The organism is Mongoliitalea daihaiensis (assembly GCF_021596945.1).
In the GTDB taxonomy this organism is placed as follows: Bacteria; Bacteroidota; Bacteroidia; order Cytophagales; family Cyclobacteriaceae; genus Mongoliitalea; species Mongoliitalea daihaiensis.
Map to the genome: position 1 here is coordinate 640,152 of NZ_CP063779.1, position 14,950 is coordinate 655,101.

Genomic DNA, 14,950 nt, shown 5'->3' on the forward strand with positions numbered 1-14,950 from the left:
GTTACCTCAAATAAACTCACTTCAACCATGCACCTTTAAGCTACTCAAGGCTCCAATGAAGAACTCACCCTCGCCTTCCTCCTCAAATACAAATTATACACTGGATAAATCAACACCGACACCAAAATGATCAGTGTTCCTAGGTAAAACCCTCCGGTCATCTGCTCCTTTTCTCCAAAGATGATTACGGCTAAAATAATCCCGTACACCGGCTCCAAATTAATCGTCAGGTTGACGGCGAAGGCGGAGATTCGACGCATCAGTTCCACCGATACAGAGAAAGCATAGACCGTACAAACACCACTCAATAAACCCAACCATAACCAATCCATTCCTTGAGGAATCAGTTGCAAAGATTCCTTAGGAAAAACAAGCGTGTATAGAGGCAAGAGAAGCCCTGCAAACAGGCAAGCAGCTAACATTTCATAGAAGGTCAACACAAAAGGCTCATGACGCTGAGTAAGTTTGCTATTGATCACGGAAAAGACAGCACCTAGCAAGGCAGAAATAACAGCCATCAGCAATCCCAGCCAATAATCCAATTCAAATCTAAAAATCACATACAGGCCTGACAAAACCATCAAACCCAAGAAAATCTCAAATAGCTTAACCGGTTTGCGATTGGCCAAAGGCTCTATCAATGCTGTCCAAAGGGAAGTCGTGGCCATACCCGCCAAGCATACTGAAGCCGTGGAAACCCGTGCAGCCCCAAAGAATAACACCCAATGCAAGGCTACTATCACACCCGTTCCCATGATTTTCCACAACTCAGTTCGGTTAACCCGCAAAGACGACTTTTTCCAAGCAAACCCTAGTCCTATCAGTGCTGAGGCAATCAAGGTACGATAAAACACCACCTCCAATGAAGGGAGGCTAATCAATAAACCAAGAATGGCCGTAAAACCCCATATCATCACAATGAAATGGAGCATTGCATAATCTTTGACCGGATTGGCAGTGGACATTAGCGAGGAACTGTTTTGTATAAGGCTAAACCTGTAAGCGCAAAAATGATATTGGGAATCCAGATAGCTAGCAATGGCTGGGAAGTACCTGCTTCTGCAAAGGTTCTGGACAAGAGAAATAAGATGATGTAGATAAAAGCTAATAAGAAGCCCAAGGCTATCTGAAAGCCCGAACCTCCACGCGTTTTCCTTGAGGAAACAATCACACCAATAAAGGTCAAAATAATTGCTGCAAAGGGAGACATGTACCGCACATAGCGCTCGATAATGTAATAATTTACGTTATCCGCCCCCCTATCTTCCAAAATCTGAATCTGACGAGTCAAGTCCGGGAGTTTCAGCGTCTCATGGTGATTGGTGGGTAAATCAAAATCATTTGGGGTAATAGAAAGCAAGGTATCCAAAGACTCCCCTTTGGTGTAATCCTCACCATCTTCTCTCAGCACCCGCAATTTCCAATTTTTCACAGACCATGAATTGATGGCAGTATCCCAGACGATGCGGTCACCAGATAGTTTGGCAATCAGCTGTCCATCGCGTATTTGCTCCAAAGTAAAGTTGTACCCAGAATTACCTGAGGTATAATACCTTGAAATATAAGCATATGCATCAGGAGCTACTTTGATATGGATATTGCTTTGGGTAAAAAATTTATCCTCATCCAACCACCTGGACTTAAACTCGGTCACACCAGCCGTAGCACCCGGCAATACCCACCCATTGAGCAGGAAGCTAGCTGCACCAATCAACGATGCTGCGATGAAATAAGGAACTAACATCCGAATAAAACTAGTCCCACTACTCAAAATGGCAACAATCTCTGTCCGTCCTGCCATTTTGGAAGTAATAAAAATCACTGCAATGAATACTGTAATTGGAGTCAGAAGGTTATTCAAATACAGCCCATAGTTTCCTAAATAAATCAAAATCTCAGAAGCGGGCACCTGATTACGAATAAACTTATCATTCTTCTCGGTGAAATCCAGTACCAAGACAACCAAAATTAACATCATGACCACAAAGAAATAGGTCTTGAGAAAATCCTTGATGATGAGTTTATCCAATAGCTTCATTACAATCGTCTGCTTACTTTTTCTACCATCTGATTTTTCCAAGTGGCAAAATCACCGGCAATGATATGTTCACGCGCCTGCCCTACTAACCATAAATAGAAACTGAGGTTATGGATGCTCGCAATCTGGGCAGCCAATATTTCCTTTGCTATCACCAAATGTCTCAAATAGGCCTTGGAGTAAAACGAACTAACATAGGAATTAATATGTGGATCGATCGGACTAAAGTCCTCTTTCCATTTTTCATTGCGGATATTGATGATTCCTTCAGAAGTAAAAAGCATGCCATTTCGTGCATTCCTCGTAGGCATTACACAGTCAAACATATCCACTCCTAAGGCAATTCCTTCCAAAATATTAGCAGGAGTACCCACACCCATCAGGTATCTTGGCTTGTCTGCCGGTAAAATATCCGTTACCATATCAGTCATCGCATACATTTCCTCTACAGGTTCACCCACAGAAAGCCCACCAATGGCATTTCCCTCTCGCTCACAGGAAGCAATGAATTCAGCTGACTGTTTGCGCAAATCAGGAAAGACACTCCCTTGTACAATCGGAAATAAGGTTTGGCTGTAGCCATAGTTCCCTTCTGTACTATCAAATCGCTCAATGCAGCGCTTCAACCAGCGGTGTGTCAGATCCATCGACTTTCGAGCATAGCTATAGTCACAAGGATAGGGAGGACACTCGTCAAATGCCATAATGATATCCGCTCCAATGATGCGTTGGATATCCATTACCCGCTCCGGGCTAAACAAATGCTTGGAACCATCAATATGAGATTTAAATACGGCCCCTTCTTCGGTTAGTTTTCGATTATTGGCCAATGAAAAAACCTGATACCCTCCAGAGTCAGTTAGGATAGGTTTATTCCAACCATTGAATTTATGTAAGCCTCCTGCTTTTTCAAGAACATCTAAACCCGGACGAAGATACAAATGATAGGTGTTTCCTAGGATTATCTGAGCTTTGACGTCGTAGGTCAGTTCTCGTTGATGCACAGCTTTTACCGAACCTGCGGTACCCACAGGCATGAAAATAGGGGTTTGAATTTCACCGTGATCCGTTGAAACCGTCCCTGCACGTGCTTTACTCTTGGTGTCTTGATGTTCTAGCTTAAATTTCATGTATAACGTCAGTTACCAACTTGCTAATCAATATTAAATCAAGTTGGCAAAATTTAATCCCACAAAAATATAAGCTTAATTCTTAATTGAATGCTTAAATGTATTTTATATTTGCCCCATATACGCTATGAAAATGCTTACAGAGATTTTGTTGATTCTTTTTTTGGTTGCTGCCACTGTACAATTCTTTTATATTCTAGTAATTTTTGGCAGAGCGACTCTTTTTTATAGGGCCAAAGCATCCAAATCTACGACAGAAAAACTTGAAGGAGTGACCGTCGTTATCGCAGCACGAAATGAAAAAGAAAACCTGTCTAAACTGATTCCAATAATTTGTAATCAAAATTATCCGAATTTTGATATAATGGTTGTCAATGACCGCTCCAACGACGGAACCAAAGCTTTGTTGGAGCAATTGATGTCAAAGTATCCAAAGCTAAGAACGGTAACCATCCAATACACTCCTGAACATGTAACAGCTAAGAAATACGCGTTGACATTGGGAATTAAAGTAGTTAAAAATGATGTATTACTCTTAACCGATGCAGACTGCATCCCTCAATCTGAAGATTGGATTACTTTGATGACTGCCCCCGTCAGAAATGAAGGCAGAACGTTTGCACTCGGCTTCTCACCTTACGCAACCAAAGGAGGATTCCTTAATCAATGGATACAATTTGAAACTTGCTGGACAGCTCTTCTTTATGCATCATTTACGCTTTGGAAAGCCCCATTTATGGGTGTAGGCAGGAATTTGTGTTACAGAAGAAGCTTTTTCATGGAACAAAAAGCGTTCAAAGGATTATGGGAAGTTGAGGGTGGCGATGATGACCTATTAGTAAACCGCTATGCTACAAGTAAAAATACCGGAGTTGTGATAGATCCCCGTAGCATCACCTTATCAGAACCCAAGCAAACTTGGAGCGACTATTATACCCAAAAGAAAAGACACCTACATGCTGGAAAATATTACAAGGCCAAAGACAAGCAAAAAATTGGAATCTACGCACTTACTCATTTGATTTTTTGGATTTTAGGCATAGGTTTCATGTTTTATTCAGGTATTGAACAAAATTGGGAACATTTTGCCGTTATTTTAGGTATAATTACTGTCCGATCTATTTTGCTGACTTCAGTATTCACATCGGCCAGAAAAAAAATGACCGGTAAAACCAAACTGTTTTGGACAGGAGCTTTTGACCTGCTCTACATCGGGTATTTCTGGATAGTAGGAACAATTGGTTATCAATCAAGAAAAGTTAGATGGAAATAAACGAAAGAGGATTTTCAAGCAAGGCACTGGAGGATTTTGAACTGATTGACAGGGCAGTAGTCGGTAAGGATCAGCAAGCATTCGCCACCTTGATGAAGCGCTACAAAAAGGCTGTGTATTTCATGATTCTAAAAATGATCCGCGATGCAGATGATGCGGAGGATCTGACCATGGAAGCATTTGCAAAGGCCTTTAGAAATCTTCATAAGTTTAAAAAAGACTATACATTCTCTACTTGGCTATTTCGAATCGCTACGAATAACACCATTGACTTTATTCGAAAGAAAAAGCTAAAAACCATGAGCCTCAACACGACGCTGAGTGATGACGGTGGCAACGCAGTGACTATTGATGTAGAAGACGATGATAACAATCCTCAGGATGAGTATATCAAGTCTCAACGCATAGAAATGGTACGCATTTTTGTGGATAAATTACCAGCTAAATACAGAAAGCTCGTTCAGCTTCGCTATTTTGATGAACTCTCCTATGAGGAAATTGCGGTTGAACTAGAAAAACCATTGGGTACGGTAAAAGCTCAACTCCACCGATCAAGAGAACTCTTGTATGAAATTGCTTCTGGTAAAGAGGGTCATATCTAAAATTTAGCTAAACTCCTTATCAAGCATATTTCTTCGTTAGTTTTATTCTATAAAAATGGACTCCTTCAAATATTTTCCTACATTTGAAGGAGTAGCTTTATACCTTAATGGAAAAATCTCCCAAACCACGCGTTATAACAATTGCAGCATATGCAGTAGCATTTGCAATCTCCTTTTTCTTGGTTCAATATTTCTTTTTTCAAGAATCCAGTGGCGATAACTATCTTCAACAAGCAGCAACAGAGGTGAACAAATCCTGTCCTATGATGGTAGATCAGGAGACTCGTTTAGATGGTGCCGAAGCATTGCCTGGGAATGTTTTTCAATATAATTACACCCTGATAAATATGGTAGCTGAGGGGGTCAACATAGAGGGGATTAAGGAGATTTTGGAGCCTCAAATCACCCGTCAAGTGGTGAAAAATGAACAGCTACAAGTATTTCGTGATAAAGAAGTGACCATGGCTTATCGTTATCATGACAAAACAGGGGCTTTCCTTTTTGATATTCAAGTAGGGCCAGACAAATACCAATAAGCATAAATCAGCCAAATTCAATATCTTCAAAAAGAATATCCTATTTCACCCAAACCCATGAAAACCAATACATTTTGTTTTGCGTTTTTATTATTTTTAAGGTATGAAAAAGGATGAGACCCACATAAAAGTAGAAGAACCTGTAGCGGATTACGGTAGCTATTCTTATGCGGACTATCTGACATGGGAGTTTGAAGGCATGATTGAACTGATTAAGGGAAGAATATTCAAGCAAACTGTTGCTCCTAGGGTCAATCATCAACGCGTAGTTGGTAATATATTCAACAAACTTTATTTGTTCTTACAAGGAAAGCCATGCGAGGTGTTTGTTGCTCCTTTTGACGTGCGCCTACCTGTAAAATCCAAGAAACACGAAGATGTAGACACGGTTGTGCAACCTGATATCTGTGTGATATGTGATCCTGAAAAAATCGACGAGTTTGGGTGTGTAGGTCCTCCGGATTTGATTATTGAGATTCTTTCCCCAGGCAACAACAAAAAGGAAATTACTTACAAATACGAAGTCTATGAAGCGGCTGGTGTAAAAGAATACTGGCTAGTCCACCCCAATGAATGTACATTACTCGTGTATACATTAGTGAATGGCTGTTATCAAAGTTCCAAATTGCTGACCTTTGGGGAAGCCGTTAGATCAAAAGCTGTTGACGGATTTACCTTGGAGTTGGATACGGTATTTGAAGGAATAAACTAAGGATTACAAAAACAATTTCCTATCCAAAATATACGCCTCCACATCGGTTGGAAGCAAGTATTTTACCGAAAGTCCTTTTTTGATGGAATCCCGGATGAAGGTAGCGGATATATCCATTAGAGGAGCGTCTACTAATTGGATATTCGGGTGATTCCATTGCTTGGTTTCTCCTGGCCTTGGATACACATACAGCCCATAATGCTCCAAAATCTGCTCATAGTTTTTCCACTTATGAAAGTGCGTCAGATTATCCCCCCCCACAATCAAGCGAAACTCATGTTGGGGATACTTATCAGAGAGATAGGTAAGCGTATCAATCGTATAGCTAGGCTTGGGCATCCGAAACTCCACATCACTTGCCTTAAAAAAGAAATGATCGGCGATGGCGAGCTCTACCATCTTTAGCCGATCATGTTCATGAAGTAATGTTTTTTGCTTTTTAAAAGGATTTTGTGGACTGACTACAAACCACACCTCATCTAAATCTGTCCTGTTTTTCATGGCATCTGCAATAATTAGATGCCCTACATGAACAGGATTAAAAGATCCGAAAAACAATCCGATTTTCAAAGCGTTGATTATTAATTTTTTAGAAAATCTCCTACGAGCTTTTCAGCTTCTAGAAATGATTGTTCTTTGTTGTCATTGACAATAATCACATCAAACTTGTTTTCAAAAGACGTTTCAAATTTAGCTTTGAAAAGTCTTCTAGATAAACTCTCTTCTGATTCAGTGCCTCTGTCTTTGAGGCGCTCTTCCAAGATCTCTAGCGAAGGTACTTTTACGAAAATTGCCAATGCTTGTTCACCGAAATATTTTTTGAGGTTGAGACCACCTTTGACATCTACATCGAATATCACGTGTTGTCCACTGTCCCAAAGCCGCTGAATTTCTTCTTTTAAAGTCCCATAAAAATTACCTTCATATACTTCTTCCCATTCAATAAAAGCATCTTCATCGATTTTTTGCTTAAACTCTTCTGGTGTCAAAAAATAGTAGTCCTTTCCATGCTCTTCTGTTCTCCCACGTCTGTCTCTTGTAGAAGCAGATATAGAAAAACCAAGGTTGGGAAAGTGTTCCAGTAAATGTCTGACAATGGTTGTTTTGCCCGAACCGGACGGAGCTGAAAAAATGATGGCTTTGCCTGAACCCATAACGATTTATTTTATTTCCTGAATGTTTTTTCGGATGTTTTCAAATAGGTCCGTAGGCGTAATCTGATGGCAGCACTTGGTTTGTAAAAGCTCTTTAATTGCTCTTTCCAAGTGAAAATGCTTGTAACAGGGCTCACACTTCTCTAACTTTTCCTTGAGGATTTTATCGCCCTCAGGAATATTTTCTCCATCCAAAATGCTTTCCAGCAACTGAAAACACTTGCTCTGCTCAGCACAGCTAACTTTCTTGTCTCCTGCCGATGATAAATTTGACTCCATTGTAATCTTTATATTCTAATACGCTATATCCAACTGAAATTTGCTCATTCATTAGGAGTACTTATTCCTCCTCATCCGTATTGTAACCCATGGTCTGTGCATAGGAACGTAATTTTTCCTTCAATAAGTTCCTCGCTCTATGCAATCTTGATCGAACAGTCCCAATCGGGATGTCCAATATCTTGGCCATTTCCTCATACGTGAATCCTTCCAAGTCACATAAAATAATGACTGTACGGAAATCTACTGCCAAACTATTAAGGGCATTAGAGATTTCATCACCCAACATGTCTTTTACCATGTCCGCCCTCAAATCTGTGGTATGGGTGTAATCCACATCATCGGAGTTATAATAGGTTTCGACTTCCTGATAATCTACTTTGGCAGGCTGCTTGCTTTTCTTCCTGTAATCATTGATAAATGAATTTTTCAAAATTCGGAATAACCACGCCTTGGCGTTGGTTCCCTGCTCGAAGGAATTGATAAAGCGATAAGCCTTCAAATAGGTATCCTGTACCAAGTCTTTGGCATCGTCTTCATCAAAGGTTAGACGAAAAGCAAAGTTGTACATGGAATCTATGTGGGGCATAAATTCTTGGTCGAAGATGTGATTTTTCTCCTGATCGGAATATTTTTTTCTCTGTACTTCAGACATAAAGTTCAAAAGTAATCATTGGGGGAATTTATAGCTACTAATTTTGGAATAAAGTCGAGGCTTTTGGCTTATTTTGAATATTGTATCTCCTAAACTTGTCAAAAAGACATGATTATTTTCAAATTATTGTCCTTGTTGCCTTTGTCACTGCTCTACATCCTCAGTGATGCAGTATATCTATTAGGATACCATGTTTTGAAATACCGACAAAAAGTCATCCTTTCAAATATTCAATATGCTTTCCCTGAAAAGTCAGCGTATGAACATCAGCGAATAGCCAAAGCTTTCTTTAGAAACCTAACCGATTCCTTTGCTGAAATCATCAAGGCATACAGCATGAGCAAGGAAGAATTTAATAAAAGAGTCCAAATCATCCATTCGAATATTGTCAATGAACATATTGCAAAAGGAGAAGTACTCATTGGAATGACTGGTCACTTTTTTAATTGGGAATGGCACTTACTCCAAATGATGGCCAACATCAATAATCAGGTAGATGTAGTCTACACGAAAGTAAGTAATCCTTTTTTTGAAAAGCTGATGATGACCATCCGTACACGTTTTGGAGGGCAGATGGTGGAAAAAGACAGCTTCCAGCGAGACTACCTACGAAAGCGTGACCAACCTCGCATGATCGTATTAGCTGCCGACCAACGGCCAGGAAATCGGGACATTCGCTATTGGAGGGATTTTATGGGAAGAGAAACAGCCTTTTTTGAAGGAGGGGAAAAACTCACCAAACGCTTCAATCATCCAGTCCTGTACGCCCATGTATCCAAACCTAAAAGAGGGCATTACATCTTCCGCTACGAATTAATGGATAGCCCTCCCTATACAGAAAAGCAAGAACATAGCATTACCGATCGATTCATTGAACTGTTGGAAGCAAATATCCGCGAACACCCTGAAATCTACCTTTGGAGCCATAATCGTTGGAAATGGAAAAAGGGGGAATGAAATAGCAATATAAAATCTATCCGCTAAGCCCATCTTCCATTTCAAATTCCCTAAATTTGAAGCCTGTTGGAAAAAAAGAAGCATGGACTATTTAAAAGGACTTAATCCCCCACAACGAGAAGCAGTAGAACACACCGAAGGCCCCGTCATGATTATAGCCGGAGCTGGCTCGGGAAAAACACGTGTACTGACGTTTAGAATTGCACATTTGATTCATTCCAAAGGCATCGATGCCTTCAACATCCTCTCGCTAACCTTTACCAACAAAGCTGCAGCGGAAATGAAACACCGCATCGAAAAACTCATCGGTCTGGAAGCCCGAAATACCTGGATGGGTACGTTTCACTCTATTTTTGCTAAAATTCTCCGGGTAGAAGCAGACAAAATTGGTTACCCTAGTAATTTCACCATCTATGACACGGACGATAGCAAATCCCTGATTCGCACCATCGTCAAGGAGATGAAATTGGATGATAAAGTATACAAACCAAATACCGTATTGTCACGGATCTCTGGTGCTAAAAACCGATTGATTTCATGGGAAACGTATCTCAATGACCCCTATATCAAGGCAGACGACGATGCAGCCATGAAACCTCGAATGGGTGAAATCTATCGAACCTATCAAAAAAGGTTATTTAAAGCTGGAGCCATGGATTTTGATGACCTGCTTTTCAATACCAATGTACTCTTCAGAGACCATGCAGATGTACTCAACAAATACCAACAGCGCTTCAAATATGTGATGGTAGACGAGTTTCAGGATACTAACGTATCCCAATACCTGATCACTAAAAAATTGGCTGCCGTGCATCAAAACATATGTGTGGTGGGCGATGATGCCCAAAGTATTTATGCTTTCCGAGGTGCTGACATCCAAAATATTCTCAATTTTGAACGCGACTATCCTGATTTGTTCGTAGTGAAGCTGGAGCAAAACTACCGCTCTACCAAAAACATCGTGCATGCTGCCAACAGCATCATTGCTAAAAACAAAGCCCAACTCAAAAAGACAGTTTGGACCCAAAACCAGGAAGGCGACCAAATCGAATTGATGAAAGCTAGTTCGGACAACGAAGAAGGTCGTATGGTGGCGACCACCATTTTTGAAGAAAAAAACAATAAAAAACTCCACAACAGCGACTTTGCTGTTCTTTACCGTACCAACTCCCAGTCACGGTCTATAGAAGAAGCGCTGCGCAAAATGAACATCACCTATAAAATCGTGGGTGGGCTTTCCTTCTATCAGCGAAAAGAAATCAAAGACCTGATGGCCTACCTTCGGTTTGTGGTCAATCATGACGATGAAGAGGCTTTTAAGCGAGTTATCAACTATCCCAAGAGAGGGATTGGTGACACAACAGTAGAGAGAATTCTCGTCGCAGCATACGAACATGATATTCCTTTGTGGGAAGTATTGACCAATGCCAATGCCTTCCTCAGCGGCCGTGCAGCCAATTTAGTAGATGACTTCGCTACGATGGTCAAAAGTTTCCGCATAGAAATGGAGCGTAAAGACGCCTTCGAAGTTGCCTCCAGTGTAGCCAAACAGTCAGGCTTGTTGAGAGACTTGTATGAGGATAAAACCATTGAAGGACTCAACCGTTATGAGAACGTACAAGAATTGCTGAATGCCATCAAAGAGTATGTGGACAACCCAGAAAATGAAGAGAAAAGTTTGGGTGCCTTTCTGCAAGAAATTGCCTTACTGACAGATAATGATCGGGACAAAGACGAAACAGATGCTGTTACCCTCATGACCATCCACTCCTCCAAAGGTCTGGAGTTCAAGCAGGTTTTTGTGGTAGGCATGGAAGAGGACCTTTTCCCTTCTCAAATGATGATGCAAAGCAGGGAAGACCTAGAAGAAGAACGTCGACTGTTTTATGTGGCAACCACACGTGCCATGGATCGATTGTACCTCACGTATGCGCTGACTCGCTACCGATTTGGCAGACTACTCAATTGTGAACCCAGTAGATTCCTAGAGGAAGTTGACCCCAATTGCATCCGTGTCAACAAACGATTTACAGCCTCCCCTGCCGGTGCACTTCGAACAGAATCGGTTGAGCCACGTTCTGGGTTTGTAGGTATCAAAAAAAATCCTTCTGTGAGGCCACTGACTACCGCTAAGGTCCATACCCCTAGCCCTGACTTCAAGCCATCCAACACCAACAACCTTCAAGAAGGCATGAACGTAGAGCATCCAAAGTTTGGCTTTGGACTTGTTCAAAAGATTGAAACAGAAGGAATCAATAAGAAAGCGACGATTGTATTTGATAATTTTGGAGAAAAGGTATTATTACTTAGCTTTGCAAAGCTCCGAATTGTATAACGACATCCGATTGGTAAGTTTTTTACCCCTCACCAATCCTAGCCTAGGGCAAACATGGAAAATATAGAAAGCAATAAACACGCCGTGACCTTGAAGGAATACGGCAAAAACATCCAGCGACTGGCTATTCATATAGCCGGTATTGAGAATAGAGAAAAACGAACGGCAAGTATCTATACCTTGGTGGAAATCGTCAAGCAACTCAATCCTCACATGCGCAGCGAGTCCGATCAAAAAATTTGGGATGACATCCACATTATGTCTGGATTTACCTTAGATGTAGATGGCCCATTCCCATCCCCAGAGGAAGATTTACTCACCCGCAAACCACAGTCCGTGGGGTATCCCAAAGGAGAGGTGAAATTCAAACACTATGGCAGAAACATCGAAAAACTCATCGAAAAAGCCATAGAGATAGAAGATAATGAGGAACAGGAAACTGCCATCATTTACATCGGTCAATTGATGCGCTCATTCCATTCTACATGGAATCGTGATAATTTTGACGATGGCATCATTTTAGATGATATTAAAACCTTGTCCAAAGGAAAACTTCATATCGATTTAGAAAAAGTCAAAGAAATGGGACTTTTCGAAACCAACACACGAAGAGATTTCAAACTACCTTCCGACATGGAGAAAGAGAAATCCAATGGAGATCGTAGAAAGAATTTTGGGAAAGATAGAAGGAGAAACGGCGGTCACGCAAAAAAACGCAGGTAAATGTCATCATTCAAAGTGAAAGGCGGTGTACGCCTCAAAGGGGAAATAGTCCCTCAAGGAGCCAAAAATGAGGCGCTCCAAATTTTATGTGCAGTACTACTCACCCCAGAAAAAGTTACCATACATAAAATCCCCAATATCCGCGATGTCAACAAATTGATTGAACTCTTGGGTGACATGGGTGTAAAGGTGGAGCAACTGGGTCCAGAATCTTATTCCTTTCAGGCGGACAATGTCAATACTAGCTATCTGGATACCGATGAATTTTTAACTAAAGCATCTGCATTAAGAGGTTCCGTGATGATCCTAGGTCCTTTATTGGCAAGATTTGGTCATGGAAGACTTTCCAAACCAGGTGGTGACAAAATCGGAAGAAGGAGAATGGACACCCATTTTTATGGCTTCCAAAAGCTCGGTGCTGAATTCCATTACGACAGCAAAAAAGAGATTTATTACATCGACGGGAAAAATCTGAAGGGTGCATATATGTTGCTTGATGAGGCATCCGTCACAGGTACAGCGAATATTGTAATGGCCGCTGTCATGGCAGAGGGTAAAACAACCATCTACAATGCCGCTTGTGAACCCTATTTGCAGCAATTGTGTGATATGCTCAACCGAATGGGGGCTAAAATTACTGGCATCGGTTCAAACTTGCTATACATTGAAGGTGTCAAGCAATTGAAAGGTACAGAACATACCATGTTGCCAGATATGATCGAAATTGGATCATTCATAGGTATGGCTGCTATGACCCAGTCTGAAATCACGATCAAAGATGCGCATATACATCGATTAGGTATTATTCCCGACACCTTCAAACGTATGGGCATCAAAATGGAATTTAGAGGTGATGACATTTTTATCCCAGCTCAGAAACACTACGAAATTGAGACATTTATCGATGGCTCTATTTTGACAGTGGCTGATGCCATTTGGCCTGGTTTTACGCCTGACCTTTTGAGTATTGTGTTGGTGACTGCCACACAAGCTAAAGGAACAGTTTTAGTGCATCAGAAAATGTTTGAAAGCCGTCTCTTCTTTGTCGATAAGTTGATTGATATGGGAGCTCAAATCATCCTCTGTGACCCACATCGCGCCACCGTTATCGGATTGGATAGAAAGTATCCGCTAAGAGGTATTCGTATGACTTCACCTGATATCAGAGCTGGGGTGTCTCTATTAATTGCAGCCATGTCTGCTGAAGGCACATCCATCATCGACAATATCGAACAAATCGACCGAGGCTACCAATATATTGACCAACGTCTCAATGCACTTGGAGCAGATATCCAACGAGTGTAAGCTAAGGCCCTTTTCATCATTGGAAAGGGCTTTTTAATTTAAACGTTTATCTCAGGTTTTTTTTGAAGAAAGGAAAACCATTCAAAAGTTAAGGTTCATTAAAGAAGACCTTCATTCCCTTAATTCCTTAATGGTAAAAATAAAGTGGAATCTTCTTGAAGGAAGGAAAAACCATTCAGAAGTTAAGGTTCAGTAAGAAAACCCTTCATTCCCTTAATTCCTTAATGGTAAAAATAAAGCGAAATCTTTTTGAAGAAGGAAAACCATTCAAAAGTTAAGGTTCATTAAGAAAAACCTTCATTCCCTTAATCCCATAATGGTAAAAATAAAGCGGAATCTTCTTGAAGAAGGAAAACCATTCAGAAGTTAAGGTTCAGTAAGAAAACCCTTCATTCTCTTAATTCCTTAATGGTGAAAATAAAGCGGAATCTTCTTGAAGGAAGGAAAAACCATTCAGAAGTTAAGGTTCATTAAAGAAGACCTTCATTCCCTTAATTCCTTAATGGTAAAAATAAAGTGGAATCTTCTTGAAGAAGAAAAACCATTCAGAAGTTAAGGTTCATTAAGAAAAACCTTCATTCCATTAATTCCTTAATGGTGAAAATAAAGCAGAATCTTCTTGAAGAAGGAAAACCATTCAGAAGTTAAGGTTCAGTAAGAAAACCCTTCATTCCCTTAATCCCTTAATGGTAAAAATAAAGCGGAATCTTCTTGAAGAAGGAAAACCATTCAAAAGTTAAGGTTCAGTAAGAAAAACCTTCATTCCCTTAATTCCTTAATGGTGAAAATAAAGCAGAATCTTCTTGAAGAAGGAAAACCATTCAGAAGTTAAGGTTCAGTAAGAAAAACCTTCATTCCCTTAATTCCTTAATGGTAAAAATAAAGCGGAATCTTCTTGAAGAAGGAAAAAACCATTCAGAAGTTAATGTTCAGTAAGAAAACCCTTCATTCCCTTAATTCCTTAATGGTAAAAATAAAGCGGAATCTTCTTGAAGAAGGAAAACCATTCAGAAGTTAATGTTCATTAAAGAAGACCTTCATTCCCTTAATTCCTTAATGGTGAAAATTAAGCGGAATCTTCTTGAAGAAGGAAAAAACCATTCAAAAGTTAAGCTTCATTAAGAAAACCCTTCATTCCCTTAATTCCTTAATGGTAAAAATAAAGCGGAATCTTTTTGAAGAAGGAAAACCATTCAGAAGTTAAGGTTCATTAAAGAAGACCTTCATTCCATTAATTCCTTAATGGTGAAA

The 14,950-nt window shown here is 40.3% G+C and carries 15 protein-coding genes; 8 read left to right on the forward strand and 7 right to left on the reverse strand.

What is annotated here, in order from left to right; genetic code table 11:
- Positions 1-44 precede the first annotated feature (44 nt).
- The 3 genes from IPZ59_RS02465 to tgt are packed head-to-tail and all read right to left on the reverse strand — an operon-like array spanning position 45 to position 3,168.
- Complete coding sequence (locus IPZ59_RS02465) at positions 45-965, reverse strand: DMT family transporter (RefSeq protein WP_236138301.1); 921 nt, start codon at positions 963-965, stop codon at positions 45-47.
- On the reverse strand, positions 965-2,038 hold the full coding sequence (locus IPZ59_RS02470) for an LptF/LptG family permease (RefSeq protein WP_236138302.1): 1,074 nt from the start codon (positions 2,036-2,038) through the stop codon (positions 965-967). The genes IPZ59_RS02465 and IPZ59_RS02470 overlap by 1 nt, the downstream gene beginning before the upstream one ends.
- The gene (gene tgt, locus IPZ59_RS02475) at positions 2,038-3,168 is read right to left on the reverse strand and encodes a tRNA guanosine(34) transglycosylase Tgt (protein WP_236138303.1); all 1,131 of its coding nucleotides are present in this window, start codon (positions 3,166-3,168) and stop codon (positions 2,038-2,040) included. Before tgt ends, IPZ59_RS02470 begins: the two co-directional genes overlap by 1 nt.
- Before the next feature lie 133 nt (positions 3,169-3,301).
- On the opposite strand from tgt, the gene IPZ59_RS02480 reads away from it, so the two are divergent.
- The 4 genes from IPZ59_RS02480 (at position 3,302) to IPZ59_RS02495 (ending at position 6,291) form a co-directional block, all read left to right on the forward strand.
- Positions 3,302-4,441, forward strand: coding sequence for a glycosyltransferase (locus IPZ59_RS02480; protein ID WP_236138304.1), 1,140 nt, complete (start codon positions 3,302-3,304; stop codon positions 4,439-4,441).
- Positions 4,432-5,043, forward strand: coding sequence for an RNA polymerase sigma factor (locus tag IPZ59_RS02485; RefSeq protein WP_236138305.1), 612 nt, complete (start codon positions 4,432-4,434; stop codon positions 5,041-5,043). The genes IPZ59_RS02480 and IPZ59_RS02485 overlap by 10 nt, the downstream gene beginning before the upstream one ends.
- 107 nt (positions 5,044-5,150) lie before the next feature.
- Positions 5,151-5,579, forward strand: coding sequence for a hypothetical protein (locus IPZ59_RS02490; protein WP_236138306.1), 429 nt, complete (start codon positions 5,151-5,153; stop codon positions 5,577-5,579).
- A 103-nt stretch (positions 5,580-5,682) separates the two neighbouring features.
- Positions 5,683-6,291, forward strand: a complete 609-nt coding sequence (locus tag IPZ59_RS02495; RefSeq protein ID WP_236138307.1) for a Uma2 family endonuclease — start codon at positions 5,683-5,685, stop codon at positions 6,289-6,291.
- A 3-nt stretch (positions 6,292-6,294) separates the two neighbouring features.
- Here the strand turns inward: IPZ59_RS02495 and nadD are convergent, their stop codons facing one another.
- The 4 genes from nadD to IPZ59_RS02515 all read right to left on the reverse strand — a co-directional run bounded on the left by nadD (position 6,295) and on the right by IPZ59_RS02515 (position 8,379).
- The gene (gene nadD / locus IPZ59_RS02500) at positions 6,295-6,861 is read right to left on the reverse strand and encodes a nicotinate (nicotinamide) nucleotide adenylyltransferase (RefSeq protein WP_236138308.1); all 567 of its coding nucleotides are present in this window, start codon (positions 6,859-6,861) and stop codon (positions 6,295-6,297) included.
- 11 nt (positions 6,862-6,872) lie between these two features.
- Positions 6,873-7,445, reverse strand: a complete 573-nt coding sequence (gmk, locus tag IPZ59_RS02505; RefSeq protein WP_236138309.1) for a guanylate kinase — start codon at positions 7,443-7,445, stop codon at positions 6,873-6,875.
- A gap of 6 nt (positions 7,446-7,451) precedes the next feature.
- Entirely contained in the window at positions 7,452-7,724 is a 273-nt protein-coding gene (locus IPZ59_RS02510) for an anti-sigma factor (RefSeq protein ID WP_236138310.1), read from the reverse strand.
- Positions 7,725-7,785: 61 nt separating this feature from the next.
- Positions 7,786-8,379 (reverse strand): sigma-70 family RNA polymerase sigma factor, encoded by a 594-nt coding sequence (locus tag IPZ59_RS02515; protein ID WP_236138311.1) that lies wholly within the window; start codon positions 8,377-8,379, stop codon positions 7,786-7,788.
- Between the two features lie 108 nt (positions 8,380-8,487).
- Between IPZ59_RS02515 and IPZ59_RS02520 the strand changes: the two genes are divergently transcribed.
- The 4 genes from IPZ59_RS02520 (at position 8,488) to murA (ending at position 13,699) form a co-directional block, all read left to right on the forward strand.
- On the forward strand, positions 8,488-9,336 hold the full coding sequence (locus tag IPZ59_RS02520; RefSeq protein ID WP_236138312.1) for a lysophospholipid acyltransferase family protein: 849 nt from the start codon (positions 8,488-8,490) through the stop codon (positions 9,334-9,336).
- 82 nt (positions 9,337-9,418) lie between these two features.
- On the forward strand, positions 9,419-11,671 hold the full coding sequence (locus IPZ59_RS02525) for an ATP-dependent helicase (RefSeq protein WP_236138313.1): 2,253 nt from the start codon (positions 9,419-9,421) through the stop codon (positions 11,669-11,671).
- A 54-nt stretch (positions 11,672-11,725) separates the two neighbouring features.
- A complete protein-coding gene (locus tag IPZ59_RS02530) occupies positions 11,726-12,394 on the forward strand; it encodes a DUF4290 domain-containing protein (protein WP_236138314.1) in 669 nt (222 codons plus the stop codon).
- On the forward strand, positions 12,395-13,699 hold the full coding sequence (gene murA / locus IPZ59_RS02535) for a UDP-N-acetylglucosamine 1-carboxyvinyltransferase (RefSeq protein WP_236138315.1): 1,305 nt from the start codon (positions 12,395-12,397) through the stop codon (positions 13,697-13,699).
- The last annotated feature ends 1,251 nt before the right edge of the window (positions 13,700-14,950 follow it).

Bases quoted from the DNA above. Each gene is read 5' to 3' on its own strand.
- gmk (WP_236138309.1), bottom strand. From the start codon at position 7,445: ATGGGTTCAGGCAAAGCCATCATTTTTTCAGCTCCGTCCGGTTCGGGC.
- IPZ59_RS02470 (WP_236138302.1), bottom strand. From the start codon at position 2,038: ATGAAGCTATTGGATAAACTCATCATCAAGGATTTTCTCAAGACCTAT.
- IPZ59_RS02480 (WP_236138304.1), top strand. From the start codon at position 3,302: ATGCTTACAGAGATTTTGTTGATTCTTTTTTTGGTTGCTGCCACTGTA.
- IPZ59_RS02495 (WP_236138307.1), top strand. From the start codon at position 5,683: ATGAAAAAGGATGAGACCCACATAAAAGTAGAAGAACCTGTAGCGGAT.
- murA (WP_236138315.1), top strand. From the start codon at position 12,395: ATGTCATCATTCAAAGTGAAAGGCGGTGTACGCCTCAAAGGGGAAATA.
- tgt (WP_236138303.1), bottom strand. From the start codon at position 3,168: ATGAAATTTAAGCTAGAACATCAAGACACCAAGAGTAAAGCACGTGCA.
- IPZ59_RS02465 (WP_236138301.1), bottom strand. From the start codon at position 965: ATGTCCACTGCCAATCCGGTCAAAGATTATGCAATGCTCCATTTCATT.
- IPZ59_RS02520 (WP_236138312.1), top strand. From the start codon at position 8,488: ATGATTATTTTCAAATTATTGTCCTTGTTGCCTTTGTCACTGCTCTAC.
- IPZ59_RS02490 (WP_236138306.1), top strand. From the start codon at position 5,151: ATGGAAAAATCTCCCAAACCACGCGTTATAACAATTGCAGCATATGCA.
- IPZ59_RS02510 (WP_236138310.1), bottom strand. From the start codon at position 7,724: ATGGAGTCAAATTTATCATCGGCAGGAGACAAGAAAGTTAGCTGTGCT.
- IPZ59_RS02485 (WP_236138305.1), top strand. From the start codon at position 4,432: ATGGAAATAAACGAAAGAGGATTTTCAAGCAAGGCACTGGAGGATTTT.
- IPZ59_RS02525 (WP_236138313.1), top strand. From the start codon at position 9,419: ATGGACTATTTAAAAGGACTTAATCCCCCACAACGAGAAGCAGTAGAA.
- IPZ59_RS02515 (WP_236138311.1), bottom strand. From the start codon at position 8,379: ATGTCTGAAGTACAGAGAAAAAAATATTCCGATCAGGAGAAAAATCAC.
- IPZ59_RS02530 (WP_236138314.1), top strand. From the start codon at position 11,726: ATGGAAAATATAGAAAGCAATAAACACGCCGTGACCTTGAAGGAATAC.